Here is a 17793-nt window from a genome sequence, read left to right as displayed (position 1 = left end):
TATCGTAAGGGGGAAACGGTGTCCTGTCTTTCATGGGGCTCGTTCATGCCCCTTCTTGCTACCTCTCAACCATGCCCTCAGCACTGGTATCGATCACGAATGTACCGGTTGTAGTAAGAGCCCTTTGAGCTAGCTGACATCAACCCTTGGTGGATCGTCGGGGGGACGTTACAGAAGTCGTAGGAGTGCCCTTGCTGAAAGCGGATTCTCATTCTCTTGGTGGCAGCATCGTAGCCAACAGAGGTCATTGCATCAGATCGAACAGCAACCATATCCATTTCACTTTCCCTAGCTGAGACGAGCTCCAGGTTGGTAGCTCGGTCACTCGATACTAAGCCAATCTGCCGTGTGTAGGGTTCACAGGCCCAAAACCCGCCGGGGACCCTGGGAGATTATTGCAGGTACGGGGTAGGAAACCCGCGGGATCGTGGTAGCGGCAGCCGCACCAGCTTACTGAAATTTCAACGTTGAAATTGAAAGGATCTTGAAGAGAAAAGGGCATCCTTACCGGATCTGTAACGGTCATGGGTTTCGTTCAGGATAGTGAACGATTGTCCTGGTCAACTCGGTCAACCAGTCAACTAACTTTGGAGCCCAGCCACTAACGAGATCAGGCGGGTTCCATGCCCCGTGTCTATCCGAGATGCCCAGGGTCCCCAGCGGCTTTCCGATTCATAAAGCAAATGCACTGGTGAACAGCAGTTCACCCGGTTCACCTGTTCACTAAGCTGGACATCTTTCCGCTGACACGGTCACGCGGGTTTCCTACCCCGTACCTTCAAGAATGCTCCAGGGTCCCCACTATCGAACCAAAGCCTAAGAACATGATCCACCGCGCTTCGCTGGAGGAGCAATACTAATGGGGCTAGGGGGATGCCCTAATAAATCCTTGTTACGAGTGTTACGCGTGTTACAGAGGTCGATAAGTATATGATTTTAAATGATTTATATGGCGTTACACAGCTGTGACTGGTTCGCCGATATGCGTGTTACATGGCAAATAGGTGTTACATCAATGAATGCTCTGGGAGGAGTGGTTTTCGATGATTAAGGTGGGTGTTATCGAACTAGGGGCATTCGCTTAGAAGGGCCGCTACCGGCCAGTAACAGTTGCTCAAAAGTGGGAAGCCAATAATCACCATAAATAGCAAGGGCAAGGGCAACCGCCATTTGATTAATCGAAGAAGGCTAGGGTGGTCTCGAGCCAATATGCAGCGAGGCCACCAGAGTCTAGATTAAATGAAATCAAACAAATTAATCATGAGCGGTTACAGCTACCGAAGCGCTAAGTCGTGCATAAAAGTAAGATGATGATATATCCAGTCTATCTACTAAAAACGAAGCTTTGATCAAGGTTTTATTCAAGCGAATGATCTCTTTCCTCTCCAATTCCTCATTGCCTCTTAGCCGCCAGAGCAATGAGCTATACCTAAACAACTGCAGAAGGTTCTGATAGTCGCGACGCTCAATAAAAATCTTCCATAATATATCATGGCACTTATTGAAGTGGTTGCCAAAGTGTTCGTTATACAAATAATGATAAAGCCTGACTAAATGATGTTCTTCCGCAGTGGTCAATTTGAAGCTTGTATCATTTTTTAATGAGACCTGCCCAAGCGCTACCATTGCCCGCATTACGTCATAGCTATCACCATTATCTTTTGCGTCTTTCGCTATTCCTCGCAGTTTTGCTACTTTTTCATTGTCATCTTTAATTGCATAAGCGCGGGATAGTGCAATTGTCACCGCGACCGTCTTTGCACCTTTTTTCCGTGCCTTACTTTCTAGTTTGGAAAGAGCTAAATCTAAATTGAGATTGTTTTCTTCTGTGGCCTCTATAATTATCTGTTGAGCACTAAGAGCGGAATTGCTACCTTTGTCTAGTTCTATCACTTTTTTAGCATATGAAACCGCATCCTTGGACTCTCCTAGAGTCTCTGAGCAAAGAGCAATATTCATATAGACGCTAACCAGTGTGGCTTTGTCTTTAAAATACGGTAGCGCTGCCAGTAATATTTCTTTTGCCATTACTATGCTGCTTTCGCCGTCAAGCATTCTCAAAGCTTTCGCGTATAGAAAATCTAAGAAATGTTTATCCTCTTCCGTTATCTCGCCTTCTAGCAATGGAGTAATGTACTGAAAAAGTTCACATGCACCTCTATAATAATCGCCGACCAACAATGAAGCGCCATGGTATTTTACTAGCTCCAACGCAACATTTATCTTGCGAGAACTCTCTAATGAGTCCACAACAATTTTCTGAATGATGGAGCGAGCGTTGTCTAACTCAGCGGGAACACGTCCGGGTTTGTCAAATCTTAGGCTGTGAGGCGGTTTGAAAGCCCCCATCATCCATGAAGGTCCAAAGTATGAAGTCGCAGCATACTCATCAAGTTTCTTACGCTCCTTGTCAGTAAGCCTCGACTGTACCCATTCGCGAACGGGGCGAGTTGCTATAAGTCGCTTAGTCTTGTTCTCGCGTGAGCCATTCTCAAGTTGACTGATCTCTACGCCTTGTATAAAACCTCGCTGTTCCAATATTTGAGCGTGATCAAAAAAAACCGGTTTAGTTCGGTCAAAATTTTTGATCTTTGCGAGTTCTTCGCCTTGTGGAAAAATGCAAAGAATTTTCAGCAGCAAATGAGCGCGTTGCATGCCAGGATCTTTCGACTCCGATAGCTCAAGCATTGCCCTATTTAAAGAGCCATCAGGTAAGGGTATTTGTGAGTTCGATGACGTTACTTCGCTCAGTGATGCAACACGCAGGTTACGAAGGTCATTTTCGATTAAATTGGGCAGCCCGTCTGTGTGCTGAAAAATTTTAAGATAATCATCAATGTTTAATCCTTTAACACCCAGACGATGATTCTCAATAAAACTTCGGGTATCGGCTTGATCGAGCGCCACAATTTCCAATACATTTTCATTGCCAGCAGGAGGAGGTTGCCTACTCAAAAGTATAACGCTTAGACTTGGGCAATATGAAAGTATGATTTCGACTAATTCGCAAATCTCCCTGTAAAGTCTCAAGGACTCGTCGGAGTTGCTAGTAAAAGGAATCTCTTCAAATATCAGATATGGATTAGACAATTTAGACAAATTTTCGCACATGGACTCGAAGCTAAAGCCATAGCGCGCTTTAACCAGTTCAAAAAACTGATTCCGGTCAGTATACCTACTTAGGTCAATTGAGTAGTTGCATGACCGCTCATGTGACATTGTTTTTTGTATTGCCCAAATAAATCCTTGATCCCCCATGCCCCATTCAGAAGCCAACCAAAGTACTCTTGTGTTTTTTAGTACTGAACACGCCGCATCGAGTTGTATAGCTCGAACGCAAAGTGCTTCTGGCGCCTCTACAAAAACCTTTTCGATGACATCTATGTTCACAACAGAACCGGCATCCGATACCTGGATTTTTTGTGCACTAAGATCAGACAGCTTTTCTTCGTTCCAGCCTCCTTTGGAAACGGCACTATTAGCAGCTGCTAGCTGTAAATCAAAAGAATGCACAATCTTATTAGAGTTGTCGATTGGCAGTGTGAAGTCAGCACCTATTTTTCGCTCTCCCGCAACATCCCGTGCGGCACGCGGCAACAACGTGAGAGTTGCTTTTCCGGTGTCTGTAACTTCAACAATATTCAAGGAGTAGCCATGGCGCCTTTCTTCGTTGTTAGTGCCAAAATTCTCCAAGCCAAACAGCGAAGCACTTTGGATTGAACGCTTAGTCTGCATGCCCAAGTGGTTGTGCTGATACGCACCAGCAGTATGCATGTGGCCAAATAAGTGTGCATTGAAACGGCCACTAATATCTATTTCTTTATTGAAAATGTTAAGGCTGTCAGGGTGCAGCCAATCTAACGGGTGATGTGTTACAAGTAAATTCATGTCATGCAGATTAGTCCAACTTGTAGCGTCCCCCGATGTCACCATTTCAAGTTGAGCTGGGTCAATATGAAGCCTGCCTTTGTAATCGCTGCCATCAAGTTGAAGCCAGGTTGAATTCAAACCGATCAAACCTATTTTCAGTTCGCCTGCAGTGAGTGTTGATGAGTTGTCCCCAGGAATACCCCCCGCAGCCGAGTCAAGGATTGGAATCCCGGCGGCTTTCAAACTGCCCTTCCAATTTTCAAAATTTTCGAAGTACTTTGAAATTGAAGATCTTAAGGTTTCAGCATCTTTAGTCCAAAAGGAATTCCTAAGAGTGGGGTTGTTCCACCAACTATCCAACGCTAATTTGACAGAGTCTAAAGCGTGAGGTCTAACAAGATCATGATTCCCAGGAACGCAAAATAATTTTGGCTGAAAACCTCCTTCATCGAATATTTTCCACATTTCCTGCAATGTGGTTGTCAGCGATGAGAACTCAGCAGCCTCACCTTTTTGAGTAAGATCACCAGAAAATATAACAACGTCCCAGTGTCCATGCTCTGCTTGCAGAAATCTAAAGTCGTCGTACACCTGGTGTTTAACATTCGGCCACATCCATTTGTGACTTTTCATTCCGACGTGCAAATCACTTAGATGAAGCCAAGAAAAACGCGAACTCATTTAGAAAATCCCTTTAAATGGAAACATAATGCCTAACGATATCACTGATCAATTCGAATAAAAAAGGTGAAAATAAGGTTCGGGTTCAGGAGGGGAATGTTGCACGCTACCATTGACGGCTAGCGCCCCCTCTAAAGCCCGTTTTGCATCTTGCTGCGACAATATGGTCACCTGAAAAGCTTCTTCCGCTAGATCAGAGACGCAGGAAATAGCATTTTTTTATACAAGGTCTCGGCATAGGCTCGTTTCACTTGGAAGCTACTGTCGATACCGTGTCATCAATTTTCTGCCCCCAATCCTACCCGGCCGGTCTACGCTCGACTTTATGCATCCATCACATGCTTAAAACGCACGCGAATCCACCGATTTGAACTCGCTAGCCAGGCAAAAGCGATCGACCGCTATTCACCGAGTATGGCCACTCGCGGACGGCCGCTTTTGGCCGATGGCTACCCTTCACGGCAGACGGCAATCGGCCACTCGCGGGCGGTTAACTCCGACGTTTAAATGTATACACTTCTCATTAGTTACTGGCCTCCTGCTATAGCCCAAAGTAAGCTTCGCCTCAACGATAGCTGAATGCCTCATACGAATTAGGGATGATCGAATGCTAGATTCTCGTCGCTCCATGCCAGCAGTGCTGGATCGTCACATTGAGACGGAAGATCAGGATGCTTTCGGCCACCGGCACTATGCTCAGGCGCTACGCTGCCTGATCGAAGATGAGGGCCATCGCCCCCCCTTCAGCATCGGGCTACTCGGGGGGTGGGGTACAGGTAAAAGTTCGATCAAAGAGCTCTACGCGCGAGCGTTGGCGGACGACACCTCGACGGCGGGCGGGCGCCATCCACGCAGCCAACGCTTCAAGAGCATAACGTTCAACGCTTGGCGCTTTGGGGGGAAAGAGCAAGACATTAAGCGCGCGTTGCTTCGTCATGTTTTCCTAGAACTGGGCGGTGATGAAGGTAAGCTTCAAGACGACCTTTATCGGAACGTGACGCATACCGAGTCAGTCAGTAAACCTATAGGCGAACTGACCAAGCAGCATCTGATTAGCTGGGCTGCTCCAGTACCAGCATTCTTGATTGCCTTCATCATCTACCTACTGATTATCGGCACAGGTCTTGCGCTGCTGCCACTTCACAATTGGATAGTCCAATCGCTCTTCCTTGCAGCCGTAACCGGTATCTATGCTTACCTCATTAAAGTCATGAAGCCTTCGGCAGTCAGCCCGTTCAACACCGTTACCCGGGTGCATCTCCCCAGCGTTAGCGCGGAGCAGTACGAAGAGCTGCTGCTTCAGCAACTGCGCAAATTCAAGCCCGCAAAAACCAATGCAGTACCCTATGAACGCCTCGTCATTTTCGTAGATGACCTCGATCGTCTCTCTGCGGAAGAAATGGTCTTAGGTCTGGACGCCGTACGAACTTTCATGGAGATCCCAACTGACAAGCTTCCTGAAAACCTGGGGCTTGTGTTCGTCATCTCCTGCGATGAAGGCAAAGTCGCCGATGCTCTCTCCCGCCGGCGCGGCAATCCCGAGCAACCAGGCTCCATCTTTAACCCGACAGACGCCAGGCGTTACCTCGACCGAATCTTTCAGTTCCGATTGGAGATCCCACCGCCACCGCGAAACGACATGCGCCAGTTCGCGCTATCAAAGCTGAAGGATTTCCCGGAGCTCGTGAAGGAGATTGCGGACAAAGGTGCATCAGTTGAACAGGTGGTGGATCGAATGATCCACACCAATGTCACCGACCCGCGCAATGCACTACAGATCGTCAACGCGTTTACACAGACCTGGTGGTTAGCCAAGGCACGCGAGCTCGACGCCATTGGAAGTGAGCGCCCGGGTGGCCTTCATGAAGGTGCTGTAACCAAGCACCCGATTGCCCTTGGTGCACTAAGCGCTGCCCGAGTAAGTTTCCCAGGATTCTACCGAGACCTCCAAAATGATCCCCAATTGCTGCATCGCCTCACCAGCTTGATGGTTAGACAAACGTCACTTAAGGACGAACCACTGGAATCACATCACGTCCTCAAGCGGTACGTTGTAGATGAGACGGGGAAAACGACCCTGGTGGAAGGATGTCGTGACCTGCGCCAATTTCTGGCAAGTCTGGTCGGCATTCATTGGCCAGACTCCCTGCAAAGCCTACTTCTGCTATCAGAAGATTTCGCGACTCGCCAATACGGCGGTCATGCATCACGAATCTATGGCTATCTGGTATCTGGTGATACCCAAGGGTTCTTGGAGGCCCTTTCCCCACGAGCCAACGAGTTCCTGAGCGATCAGGAGATGGAGCTGCTGCACGGTATGCTCAGTGAACTCCATCGAACCGAAGAAGCACTAAAATTCAATGCCATGCGCGTGGTTGCCGATGTGATTGATCGTCTACCTCCGCGCACCCGCAATTTAGTACTTGGCATCCTGTGCAACGACATCATCACGTCTGGAGAACTCAGGTCGCTCCTGGGCATTGAGAAGATCGCTCGAGTCACGGCCGTCGCCAACCCCGTCGACCAGCAACACATCGCCTCTGCCCTAATTGAAGAAATGCTCACCAGCGGGAAGAAGAGCACCATGCGCCTGCCCAGTGGCCAGGCTCCCAATATGGATGAAGTCATTGCCATGACCAAGGGGGCGGCAGAAATCGCCTTGTCCGTGTTTGATGCCCAGGGATTGCCCCCTCAACCGAAAGAGCTTCTCATGGCATGGCTATGCGAGCGCAATGTTTCTACTGACGCAGGGTCTTACACGCTCCGCTTCATTGAGCTGCAGCAATGGATAGACCGCTACGAGAACTCCTTATTGCCGGAGATTGGAGCGAGCTATGTCCAGCAGTTTACGACCGCGTTCCACTACTTTGAAGAGAAAGCTAACGATGACTTTGAGCCGCTAGAGTCTCTCGACGTGCAATTGACTGCAATCCGCATAAACACTGTATGGGAGCGCTTGGCCGGCGAAGGAGAAGAAAGCCGTGAGCAACTGTGGGAACAAGTAACCCGACTCTCCACCATTAACGCTCCAGGCTTAATTGAGTGCGTGATCAACGCGTTGGAACGGTACATTCCCCAGGCGCGTAATGATCTGCTGCTGAACTGCTTAGCTAGATTCAGCCGTCGCGTGGTCGACGTCAAAGAAGCGCCGCTCTACAAGCGCGCGTTTCGCCTGCTGGTCGACCTGGGTGCTGCACGGCTCCCGCAGTTCAATGATAGCCACTACGAAGAATATGCCAGCTTCGCCATCTCGTTGAGCCGTATTGAAGGCTGCGAACAGGATGCCTCCGAGGTGTTCCGCACTTTTGTGGTCCGCCACACGCAAGCTCTCAGTCAAGTAGCGGAGAGCTGGATCGATGAGCCGATCTCGAATGTCCCGAGCATATGCCGCAATCAGTTGTTTGCGGCGTATGGAAGCCTACCTGAGGGAGACCAGGAGTCGTTGGCAACGTTCCTGACGGATTTGACTGATATTGCAGAACTGGACGCCGAAGATGAGGCCCTATACACAGACGCGGCGCAACACATACCTTCCAAATATTGGGAGGATGGCTACCTGCAACCTCATCTGGACAAGCTACTACCAAAGTTGCCCGCCAAGGTCAGCAACTGGCATAGCTACCTTCCTCACATTCTGCCTGGGCTTTCTCAGGTGTTTACACATGCGACCCCTGCAGTAGTCGGCCCTGCCCTACAAATGCTGGTCAGTAATGCCAAGGCATACGAAGACGCCTTCGACCCACTGCACAGTTATTTCATAGGCCGATGGCCGACCGTGGGACAGTTACCCATAGGATACACACCTCAAACCCTGTTTGCGGAAGCTCAGCAGACAGCTATCTCTTCTCCTGGAGTCGTAGGCCGATACACGCTGGCGTCCTTGAGTAGCATGCTGGCAGATAAAGTGGTTTCAGACACACTGTCTTCCAATCTTGTCGAGACGGCCTGCGTGGTTTGGCAGCAAAGACCTGTTGAAGCTGTTGACTTCCTAAGTTCTGGCAAAAATGAGCTGTCTATCGCCCAGATCGTGGGATTGGCTGACGCTATTGATTACAACAACCCTGAGGAAGTTATCTTACTGGAGCGAGCGTGGAAGGCGATGACTCCGAACCTTTCCATCTCGGAAGACCTGGAGGCCACGAAGGCCGTGCTGCTCAAGGGCAAAATTGGTTCCACCACCGATCCTGATCTAGCCCTGGCGCTGTGGTGCCGCGCGCTTGGGGTGGAAGCATACAGCAACCTGAAAAAACTGATGCTCGCCGCAGATACCAGTGACGAGCACCGTAAGCGATTGCTCCATCAAATCATTCGAGATGAAGGACATCACAGTGAGAAAGAGTCGAAGGAAATACCTACTTTGGCCCTGCAATTACTCAAAATGGATGAAAGTCCGATCACGTGGGCAGCTGTCAATAACCTGCGCGCAGATGTAAACAAGCGCTTCCTAACGCAAGAAGACCGACTGGCTTACGCGAGATTGCTCCTCAGTGAACTATCGGATGGGGCTTCAGATACCGCGAAGGGATACATGGCGGGATGGGCCAGGACTCTGGGAACCGAAGCCGTACTCAAAGACATCAAGCCCGCTGGATTGGTTGAGGGTGATGTGAGCATTATCAACAACATATTCGGAAACAGCCGTGCAATGAGCGGACTGTGGAAGCGTTGGAAAAATCGAAAATAGGTCTCTGGATTTCGGCCCTTGGCGCAGGTGCCCGGCAGAATGCGAAAAGTGGGACGGTTTTTTTATGAGACAGATCGTCCGCTTTTGGCCGACAGCGGTCATAAGCCCACAGCCGTCACAGATCAGAAGCCGAAAAATCTTAAGCCTTGTTTGTAATGGTAGGATCTAGCGAAGCGGAAGCTGTTTAGGCTTCCGCTTATTGATTATCCGTCCTTTCTTTTGAGTTGAAGGTCAATGAAATCAAGCTCCGCCTTGACTGCATCAATTGTCAGCGTTTCGACTTTAGTATCTTTGTTTGCTCTCGTACTGAGCTTTTTCATACCGGCCAGGACGACAATTATCCCGTTCAAATGAAGTTTTCGGGCCTTTAGGTAATCAGGCATCTGTGCGCTGTTCTGTGGTGGTTTGTTCATGGGGGCACCCTTGGTATGCCCGAAACAACCTGTTTCTCGCAGGCTGCTTCGGGGATGGTTTAATTTAAGCGGCCAAGAGATCAATCAGGCTGTGTTGGCTAGAGCGATCTGAGAGTTCTCGCCAGGTCCAGCTACCAAAACGCTCGCCCAGTTCAGGGATATCCAGCTTCAATAGGGCAACCGGGTCTCGACTAATCAATCTTCGTGCGGCCCACAACTGGCCTCCGGTTTCCAGCAGCGCTTTCGCAGCCTCGTTCCACTTTTCTTCTAACACTGTGTTCGCCAGATGAGCTGCTTCATTCTCGATCTTGGCGTGTTCTTTTTGTGCCTCGGTGATGTACAGATCAATCGTCACCAGCTCCTGCTCCAGGGCGGTGATGAGCAGTTGTTGGCGACGGTGATGCTCAACCGCCGCCGTGAGATTTTTTGCTGCCTTTTGAGCTTCTGCGTTAGCAGCTTTTTCGCCCTCCACATCGCCCCAGGCGACAGCCTGCGCATAAGCGGTGGCTGCGTCCGTTTCAGCTTGTCGAGCCTTTGCCATGTCTTCCTGAGCGTTCTGGCGGACCTGCTGCAACCGTGTCTCAATGCTGTTGCGCTTTTCGTTGAGCTCCATCTCGTCGGCTTTCCTGGTCGCCATAGCGCTGATGTAGCTCGCAGCCAAGCTCTCACGGTTCGCCAGTGCTTCAAGGCGATCAATCTTTTGATTCAGGATGTGGATCTCAAGGTCTCGCGAGTCGATGCGTCTTTTGTGATCGTTGATTTCATCCTGGACGGCCCTTTGACGGCCCTCCTGGATAAGCTCGGGACTTTCCAATGCCGCTTCAAAGGGCGCCAGATCGCGCTGAATGCTCTCCATTTCTAGGGTCAGTTCGTCGCGGCGGTCTTTCAGTTCTTGGATAGTGTTCATCTGTATTGTCTCTGTGCATTACGATTGATAAGGATGGTTGAACGGCTGGCGAGGCCGGGAATGAGCCGGCGCTACCTCGATCAGCAGGCATGCCATCAGGCGGCCTCAGCCTCGCTTTCATCCGTTCCAGGAACCGTCTTCACCACATAGCAGCGCTGAGGGCCTAAACCAGGCAGGCGAATCAAGCTGTACGCTTTTCCATCGCTTCCTGGCTCAAGCACGCCTCGTTGCAGCAGCTCCTTGTTCACCGCACTGATGTTCATGCCCTTGAAGATCTCGGCCCTCCAGGCTTCAGGCAGCACGTAGTAGGTGTTGGTGGTGTGCAGGGCGTCGCCCATGCCGTGTTCCATCGTCTTGCGAAAGCCCAACCGATCAATCGTGCGTGGGCCGTGTTCATCGATCTTGGCGGCGGCTGACTCCCAGCGGGTAAAGCGGCTTTCACCAAATCGCTCAATGACCTGGCGTAAGCGCGCCAAAATTGCATCGCCCTCGAAGTTACCGGCACCGCCACGCTCGGCCAGCCACGCATGCAGACAAACCCTTGCAGCAGTCGTGGCCGTACCATCACGCCAACCGGTGACGCCGAAGGCGGTGGCCAACTCTCCGGCCGCTGCCGCGAGGCCAAAGCGAAGGGCAGCACGCTGGGCCTGCCCGCTGGCCGAGGTCGGCAGGTTTTGGGTGATGAACTGCTCCACTGTGCGGCGAACGATCACCGACCATCTGAGCATTTCTCCAGGCGCACACAGTGCGTGCAGGAAGGCGGTGAGGGGTGTGCCGTAGTATTTGGCGACACGCGCCTTGAGCGCATCAGAAAGGGCTGCAGCGTCCTCAAATCCGTTCAGCACATCGAACATGCCGAGGCCTTTGCTGGCATCCGCAGGCACCGCGAGCATGCGGACTTCCATACCCGCTTTTAGCTCCTTGTTGGCATCCGCCATGTGCTGCGCCAACGTCTTCTCCCCGGTCGAGAGAAACAGCAAGCGCCATTCCTGCACCTGTCGGCCCGCTTGTCCTCGATCATTCGCCCGTGCCTTACCGGTGCCGTTGCCGAGCATGTAGACCGTCTCGCCAATAATGCGTGGGTCACACATGCCGATTTCATCCAGCACCAGGAGACCGTCTGAATGTGCGGCGGCGATGGATTCCAGGGCGTTGTCTGTTGAACGCCATGAGCGCACCACACGCGGCCCGCCATAAACCGAGGCAGCAACTTGCAAGTGAGTGGTCTTGCCCCCGGAACTGTCGCCATACAGGTGGAAGCCGCCCGACTCATGCCCTAGCAGGTTCAACAGCGGGCCTGCAAAGGCCACAGAGACGACAAACGCTAGGCGGTGGTTGCCAACGCAGAGCGCGCCGATTTGTTGCTGCCATTGCTCCAGAGAGCCCGCTTCGTTGATCGGTGGTAACTGCGCCCCGGCTTCATAAAAATGCAGGTGTTCGGCGTGCGAGCCGATCTGTTGTTCGGGCAAAAGGAAGGCGTTGTCGTGCCAGCCCAAGCGCGTCACCAATCGTGCACGCTGGGCGCTGTCGAAGCCGCCGAGGTAACTCTGCAGGTCATTGCGTGCATTGCGCCCTGACCGACTCCCGGCAAGGCGTAGGCCCATGTCTACCAGTGGGCCGAGTACATCCTTGCCGAAGTCGCCGGTCATCGTTCGGGCCGGAATGTTCCAGCGCTTTTTGGCGCCGTCCGGGTCGTCGAACTCGACCAATAAACCCCAGTTGTGGCCCTTGTCGTCGCGAGTGCGAGCGATGATTTCGAGAGGCGAACACACAGGACGCGCCTCGCCATCATCGCCGGAATAAAACACCCCTTCAGGCGTCAGGCGAAAGCCGCCCGGCAACAGGTCATTTTTCGATTTCGCGGGGCGTTTTGCAGGTGCCTTAGCCTTCGGTTCTTGGGGCTCAGTGGGCTCAGCGAGAGTGCCGAAAAATACGCCGTTACGCCCCAGCTCGGTCACGTGGTCAGCGGTCCAACCTTTGGCTATCGCGTCCGCTGCATCATCGCCATCCTCCCATTTGCCACCCTTGGTCAATGTAGGCTTGCCACCTTTGCTGCTGGGCTTGAGCTTGAACACGTCGAGCGAGATTCGTTGCACTGAAGCGGCGCCCAGCTCAATCAACTTGAGTTCGATGGCGTCCATGCAGGTCTTGCCGCTGGCATCGTTATCCGGCCACAGCACCACCGTGCGTCCTTTGAGTTGCGTCAGGTCGGCCTTGTGCCACGAGTTGGAGCCGTTCGGCCAGCAGGTGGCGACGTAGTCGGGCATCAGTTCAGCGGCAGCGTCAGCGGCCTTTTCACCCTCACACAACACCACAGGCGCATCGGCACGCTGTGCCAGTTCATCCAGGCGTAGCAGAGGCCGAGGCTCCGGCAACCCTTGCCAGCGCCATTGCGTGGTTTGCCCATCGGAGCGCTTGCACCAGGTCAGCGGTGCAAAGACCTTCTTCGGTTTGCCGTCTTCATCCGGGGCCAGGTCGAAGCGATACAGCGCCATGACCGGCTGGCCATGGGCATCACGATAGATCCACACCTTGGACGGAACACCGTGTTGCCGGTGTTTGGCAGGGCACTTGTTCATGGCCTCGGCCGGGATCGGTTGAATCGCAATCCAATCCGGCGCTGCGGGCTTGGTCGGTGCGCTTTTGGCGTTCGCGGATCCAGCGGAAACACTGAGCAGATCCGCCAGCCTTTTGCAGGCATCAACGTCGGTGCCGCCGTCGATGTAGCGCACCAGATCGATCAGGTCGCCGCCCTTATCGCCAGTGGCAAAATCTGCCCAGGTGCCTTTGCTCAAATTGACCTTGAGTGAGCCCGCACGTTTGTCCGTGCGTGTGGGATTCGGGGCGGTGTATTCCTTGCCACCGTCGACGCGTTTGCCGTTCGGCAGCCAGTGAGTAAGTACGCGGTCGATGTCATTCAGGGCAGCGCTTTTTACGTCTGCAAAGCTGGGGCGTTTTGAGGTGTTGCCGGTGCGCTGAGTCATGGCGTTGTCCTCGTTGCATACAGCGCATCGTTGACGTCATCGATCAGCGCTTTTGCCATTTCACCCAGGTAGAGAGCAGGCCAACTGAGCCGCTCGCCTTCGTTACTCATGGCTGCGTCGAGGGTCAGCTGATTGGCGTAGTACTGAAACAGCGATATGGCCTCCAGTGCTTCCTCGATTGGCACGCCTTCATTGACCCTAAACAGCTTTCGAGTACCGCTGGCAACGCATGAGAATTCAGTACTCCCGAGAGTATTGGCAGTGTTCACAGGGCACCGCCTTTCTGGCTCATTGGCACAGAGGAGGCATCACCATACGTGGTGAGCGTTTTGATTAGGCCCAAGGTGCCGCGCACGTCCCAAATAACGGACGACAGCACGCGGTTGGAAAGCAGGGGTTTATCCCCGTCTAAGTGGTCTTCCAGCAGCATGAGAACGGAGTCGGCACGGTCAAGCGCACAGGTGATGGCGTCGATAGGTAGGCCGGCTTCAGCGTCTGGGCTGACGCAGAGCAGATCCTCGGGCAGCGCAAAGCCTGGGAGCATGCTCATTGGGCACCCCCTGCGGCTTCCAGGGCGCGAGCCTTCGACATATGGGCGTTGTAACGGGAGAGGCGTGTAGCGAGGCTGGAGTTGGCGTGTAAAGCGGCGAGAGCCATTGCTCGATGAGCTGCGGCGCGAATTTTGGACGGATTGAGGGCGTGCATTCGGTGAAGCTCCTGTATGTGAGGAGCTGCCACTGATCGTCGCCAAACGAATTAGGGTGGCAGCTGTGCGCAGGTTGGCGAACCGGGCATACAGGACCCCGGCAGACCCGAAGGTCTCCCACGCACAGCCGCCATAAAGCAGGAATGCGGGCACAAAAAAAGCGCCTGCAATCAGTATGGGGGCGCCTGTGCGCCTGCATGTACTCGGGTCGCCAAACCCGGTCGCTGAATTTGCAGCGACGATCAGAGAGTAACGTCCGTTTTTTGAAAGTGCAACTGTGTGGATCCCTTGCGGATTTTTTCGATGCGGCATAAATTGATCATGCATGTAGATTTACCTCAACGCCTCCGGTTGCCGCCGGGGGCGTTTTCGTTTCAGGCATTGATTTCCCAGCGCAGGGAAAGCAGTGGGAGGAAGTCGGCGTCGAGGCAAGATCGTGCATCTTCGTAAGCGTCGATTTGTTGGCCTTCATCTAAGATCGCAGCGCGCGGTGCTTCGCTGGGTATCGAGAGCGCGCACCAGGTGCCGTCCGCCCAATGCATGACGACAATTACTCGATTTAGGCGTTTTTGTTGCGCTCTGTGGCGCTCAAAACGTTGCATCCAGCGCGACGAAAAACCTACTTTTCTGAGTGCAGAGAAGGGCCGCAAGATGGCCTTGTTCGCTATGTGGCTCGTCATGCCGCCACCTTGTCGCGAGCGGCGATACGTGCGCGTGTCCAATCCAATATTTCGGCCAATACCCAGGCAACCGGAGCTCCACGTGCATTGCTGTCGGTGAGTTTCACGGCTTGCGGAAAACCGCTCTCGGGCTGGCTCATGAGCTTGTAGACGGTTGCTCGGCCAATACCTGTCAGGGCCATGACTTGATTGATGCGTATCAGCGTGGCAGCGGGGTCGAACCGTCCCACTTCTGTATCGGATCCGGTGAGTGGCAAGCATGCGAATCCTGCATGGTTTTTCTTGTAAGGAGCGCTTGGTGTCGATGGAGCAATGTCCACGATTTTTGCGGGCTGTTTGGGGCTGCTCATTGGGCACCTTCCCCCGCAGTCTTAGCGTTGGAGCACACTCGGCTTTCAAGCCATGCGGCAACATCTTGAGAGCGGTAACGAACCCGAGATCCGGTTTTGACGTAGGGAAGTGAATTGCTACGCGAACTTCGCCACGCGGCAAGCGTTCGACTGGACAGACCTAGCGCAGTAGCGACTTGGTCGGTGGTGAGCAAACAAGCAGAGACGAGTGAGGTAGTCGAGGGGTCTAAAGTGTCGTGAGGCTTCATAGCGCGTTTCCTGTCGTAGTTCGTACAGGCCCCAGCTATGTAAACGATTTTCTATTTTTTAAAAGTTTTATTTTCGATGGTTTTCGATGAATTTTGTTGGATAAGGCAGTTTAAGCCAGCAAGATAGCAGCAAAGTTTCTGTTTTTACTGGGGCTGTCCTACCTCGTCCTACTGGTTTTCTATACAGTTAAAAAATCGATAGAAAAAAATGAAAAACAGAGACCTTTCGGATGAGCGGTAGTGCCCCGAGCCCCTTTGGGTGGAGGTGATGACAGCGGCGTCTCATGAGTGTGGGGCAGCTAATAAAAGATGGCCGCCAGAAGTTTTGGGCTACTTAGGCGTAACACGAATTTGATGCGTAACACGCGGTGTAGGGATGTCTTTCTGCGCGTGTTACGTCAGTTATATCCAATAAAATCAATATGTTGGGTTTGTACGTAACGAGCGTAACACCAGTAACACCGATTTTTGATGGGGTGGGGTTGGCATGTTCACAGCGCCTTTCCGAAATGACCTTGAAGAATGTTGCCCTTCTCTAATTCGTCAAGGTGGTCTGCATACCATTGCATCATCGAAGAGCGCTGCTCCAAATACTGGGCTTTGTTGTAAATCCCCCGTACACCCTGCGCCTTATGGCTGAGTTGGGCCTCGATATGGTCAGCGGGATAGCCATGCTCGTTGAGGATTGTGCTGGCGATGTGGCGGAAGCCATGACCTGTCTGGCGGCCTTCGTAGCCAAGGCGCCGCAGTGCCATAAGGAAAACGGTATCGCTCCGGGGTTTGGTGCGGTCGCTTCTACCTGGGAACAGGAGCGGGTAGGCCCCGGTAAGTTGACGGAGCTCCATAAGTGCTTCTACGGCTTGAGTGCATAGTGGCACTAGGTGCTCACGACCTTTCTTACGACCCTTGCGCTCGACTGGAACGGTCCACAGTTTCTTGTCGAAATCGAACTCTACCCAATGTGCTTCTCGCAGTTCGCTGGGACGTACAGCTATCAGGGTTAGTAGCCTTAGGCCGAGCTGAACATCTTTGGCGTGGGGGTAGGAGCGTATTGCTCGAAGTAACCCCGGAAGCTCATCGGGGGAGACGTGGGCGTAGTTCTCTGCCTTTCCCGAGGACAGAAATTTATGCACACCCTCCAACGGGTTGTTGACGGCTCTGCCTGTTACGCGAGCCAGGTCATAGATATCTTTGCAGTAGGCCCTCACACGGCTCATCTGTTCCAGAATTCCCTGGCGCTCAAGTCCTCTCAATAGCTCCATCCACTCCATCGACATAATAGAGGTGTAGGGGCGTTTACCGAGCGAGGGGAATACATGGCGTTCGAGTGCGCCAAGTATCCTTTTGGCCGTACCAGCATCCCAGCCGCTCAGGCGAGACGTGTGCCACTCCTTTGCCAATGCTTCAAAGGTGTCGTTGGCTGCATCGATCTCGGCGGCTTGGCGAGCTTTCTTGGATGTGATCGGGTTCTTACCTTCCGATGCGTCTGCGCGTAGATCAGCCGCCTTCTGCCGAGCGAAAGCGCCGCCCACTTCCGGGTAGCCGCCAAGACCAAGCCACGACCATTTGCCGTCTGGCTTCTTGTAGCGTAATTCCCAGGACTTTTGGCCGTTCGGCTTGACCCTGAAATACAGCCCTGGGCTGTCTAGTTCGCGGTATGCCCCGGCCTCAGGCTCCAGGCTGGAAAGTGTAGTGTCAGCGAGAGGGCGCCGCTTGATATCGGTGCGTTTCATCCTTGTATGCCTTCAGTTCAATTATTTATGAAGCATACACGTGGGCATACACGGAGGGGAAGGATAGGGGTAGATAGAGGTGGACAGCCAGAAACAAGAAAGCCCGCACTAGGCGGGCTTCTTGAGGTGATTCATAGACTGCTGTAGACATCTATGGATCGGTACTTGGTGGCTACACAGGGACTTGAACCCCGGACCCCAGCATTATGAATGCTATGCTCTAACCAACTGAGCTATGTAGCCAAGTGGCGCGCATTATTCGCTCAGAACGAAGAAGCGTCAAGCGCTTTTTTTGAAAATTTATCTACGCTATCAACTGTTTAAGCAAAAACGCCGGGTGAGGCGACCAGTGGCTGGGGGTTTGCCCAGTTCCCCGGGCCGCGAAGATCTGAGTGTGGGAGCGGGCTTGCTCGCGAAGGCGGTGGTCAGTCAACTCATGTATTGGCTGATCCACCGCCTTCGCGAGCAAGCCCGCTCCCACATTGTGGACGGCCCCCGAAAAGTTGGACAGTTTCAGCTAGCAGCCTCAGCAGCATG

At 52.7% G+C, this 17793-nt stretch carries 12 protein-coding genes and 1 tRNA gene; 1 reads left to right on the top strand and 12 read right to left on the bottom strand.

All coding sequences use genetic code 11. From position 1 onward, the window contains the following. Window positions 1–77: 77 nt before the first annotated feature. Both H097_RS27875 and H097_RS18045 read right to left on the bottom strand, forming a co-directional pair. Window positions 78–248, bottom strand: coding sequence for a KTSC domain-containing protein (locus H097_RS27875; protein ID WP_256097810.1), 171 nt, complete (start codon window positions 246–248; stop codon window positions 78–80). A gap of 1006 nt (window positions 249–1254) precedes the next feature. Continuing rightward, a complete protein-coding gene (locus H097_RS18045; protein WP_156356815.1) occupies window positions 1255–4551 on the bottom strand; it encodes a metallophosphoesterase in 3297 nt (1098 codons plus the stop codon). 607 nt (window positions 4552–5158) lie between these two features. Between H097_RS18045 and H097_RS18040 the strand changes: the two genes are divergently transcribed. Next, complete coding sequence (locus H097_RS18040) at window positions 5159–9235, top strand: P-loop NTPase fold protein (RefSeq protein WP_050593404.1); 4077 nt, start codon at window positions 5159–5161, stop codon at window positions 9233–9235. Window positions 9236–9438: 203 nt separating this feature from the next. Here H097_RS18040 and H097_RS18035 read toward each other — a convergent pair whose 3' ends face one another. The 10 genes from H097_RS18035 to H097_RS17995 form a co-directional block, all read right to left on the bottom strand. Then, window positions 9439–9648 (bottom strand): hypothetical protein, encoded by a 210-nt coding sequence (locus tag H097_RS18035; RefSeq protein ID WP_229752455.1) that lies wholly within the window; start codon window positions 9646–9648, stop codon window positions 9439–9441. A 64-nt stretch (window positions 9649–9712) separates the two neighbouring features. Then, window positions 9713–10555, bottom strand: coding sequence for a hypothetical protein (locus H097_RS18030; protein ID WP_032861479.1), 843 nt, complete (start codon window positions 10553–10555; stop codon window positions 9713–9715). A 95-nt stretch (window positions 10556–10650) separates the two neighbouring features. Then, window positions 10651–13539: a DUF927 domain-containing protein gene (locus tag H097_RS18025; RefSeq protein WP_032861478.1), complete on the bottom strand. Its 2889-nt coding sequence runs from the start codon at window positions 13537–13539 to the stop codon at window positions 10651–10653. Continuing rightward, window positions 13536–13808 (bottom strand): DUF3077 domain-containing protein, encoded by a 273-nt coding sequence (locus H097_RS18020; protein WP_032861477.1) that lies wholly within the window; start codon window positions 13806–13808, stop codon window positions 13536–13538. The genes H097_RS18025 and H097_RS18020 overlap by 4 nt, the downstream gene beginning before the upstream one ends. Further along, window positions 13805–14089, bottom strand: coding sequence for a hypothetical protein (locus H097_RS18015; RefSeq protein WP_032861476.1), 285 nt, complete (start codon window positions 14087–14089; stop codon window positions 13805–13807). The genes H097_RS18020 and H097_RS18015 overlap by 4 nt, the downstream gene beginning before the upstream one ends. Before the next feature lie 530 nt (window positions 14090–14619). Continuing rightward, the gene (locus H097_RS18010) at window positions 14620–14925 is read right to left on the bottom strand and encodes a hypothetical protein (RefSeq protein ID WP_032861475.1); all 306 of its coding nucleotides are present in this window, start codon (window positions 14923–14925) and stop codon (window positions 14620–14622) included. Further along, the gene (locus H097_RS18005; RefSeq protein WP_050493002.1) at window positions 14922–15182 is read right to left on the bottom strand and encodes an AlpA family phage regulatory protein; all 261 of its coding nucleotides are present in this window, start codon (window positions 15180–15182) and stop codon (window positions 14922–14924) included. Before H097_RS18005 ends, H097_RS18010 begins: the two co-directional genes overlap by 4 nt. Window positions 15183–15271: 89 nt before the next feature. Then, a complete protein-coding gene (locus H097_RS27870; RefSeq protein WP_081041804.1) occupies window positions 15272–15523 on the bottom strand; it encodes a helix-turn-helix domain-containing protein in 252 nt (83 codons plus the stop codon). Between the two features lie 491 nt (window positions 15524–16014). Next, window positions 16015–17256 carry a tyrosine-type recombinase/integrase gene (locus tag H097_RS18000; RefSeq protein WP_032861474.1) on the bottom strand — a complete coding sequence of 414 codons (1242 nt, stop codon included), beginning with the start codon at window positions 17254–17256 and terminating at the stop codon, window positions 16015–16017. Window positions 17257–17422: 166 nt separating this feature from the next. After that, window positions 17423–17499: transfer RNA gene (locus tag H097_RS17995), tRNA-Met, on the bottom strand. Window positions 17500–17793 lie beyond the last annotated feature (294 nt).

Origin of the sequence: Pseudomonas sp. FH4 (assembly GCF_000510915.2) — a bacterium.
Lineage (GTDB): Bacteria > Pseudomonadota > Gammaproteobacteria > Pseudomonadales > Pseudomonadaceae > Aquipseudomonas > Aquipseudomonas brenneri.
The sequence above is the reverse complement of the archived record's forward strand: the minus strand, read 5'-3'. Positions and strand labels throughout refer to the sequence as shown.

Excerpts from the sequence above, each read along its gene's own strand:
- H097_RS18015 (WP_032861476.1), bottom strand. The coding sequence starts at position 14,089 with ATGAGCATGCTCCCAGGCTTTGCGCTGCCCGAGGATCTGCTCTGCGTC.
- H097_RS18035 (WP_229752455.1), bottom strand. The coding sequence starts at position 9,648 with ATGAACAAACCACCACAGAACAGCGCACAGATGCCTGATTACCTAAAG.
- H097_RS18040 (WP_050593404.1), top strand. The coding sequence starts at position 5,159 with ATGCTAGATTCTCGTCGCTCCATGCCAGCAGTGCTGGATCGTCACATT.
- H097_RS27870 (WP_081041804.1), bottom strand. The coding sequence starts at position 15,523 with ATGAAGCCTCACGACACTTTAGACCCCTCGACTACCTCACTCGTCTCT.
- H097_RS18045 (WP_156356815.1), bottom strand. The coding sequence starts at position 4,551 with ATGAGTTCGCGTTTTTCTTGGCTTCATCTAAGTGATTTGCACGTCGGA.
- H097_RS18000 (WP_032861474.1), bottom strand. The coding sequence starts at position 17,256 with ATGAAACGCACCGATATCAAGCGGCGCCCTCTCGCTGACACTACACTT.
- H097_RS27875 (WP_256097810.1), bottom strand. The coding sequence starts at position 248 with ATGACCTCTGTTGGCTACGATGCTGCCACCAAGAGAATGAGAATCCGC.
- H097_RS18025 (WP_032861478.1), bottom strand. The coding sequence starts at position 13,539 with ATGACTCAGCGCACCGGCAACACCTCAAAACGCCCCAGCTTTGCAGAC.
- H097_RS18030 (WP_032861479.1), bottom strand. The coding sequence starts at position 10,555 with ATGAACACTATCCAAGAACTGAAAGACCGCCGCGACGAACTGACCCTA.
- H097_RS18010 (WP_032861475.1), bottom strand. The coding sequence starts at position 14,925 with ATGACGAGCCACATAGCGAACAAGGCCATCTTGCGGCCCTTCTCTGCA.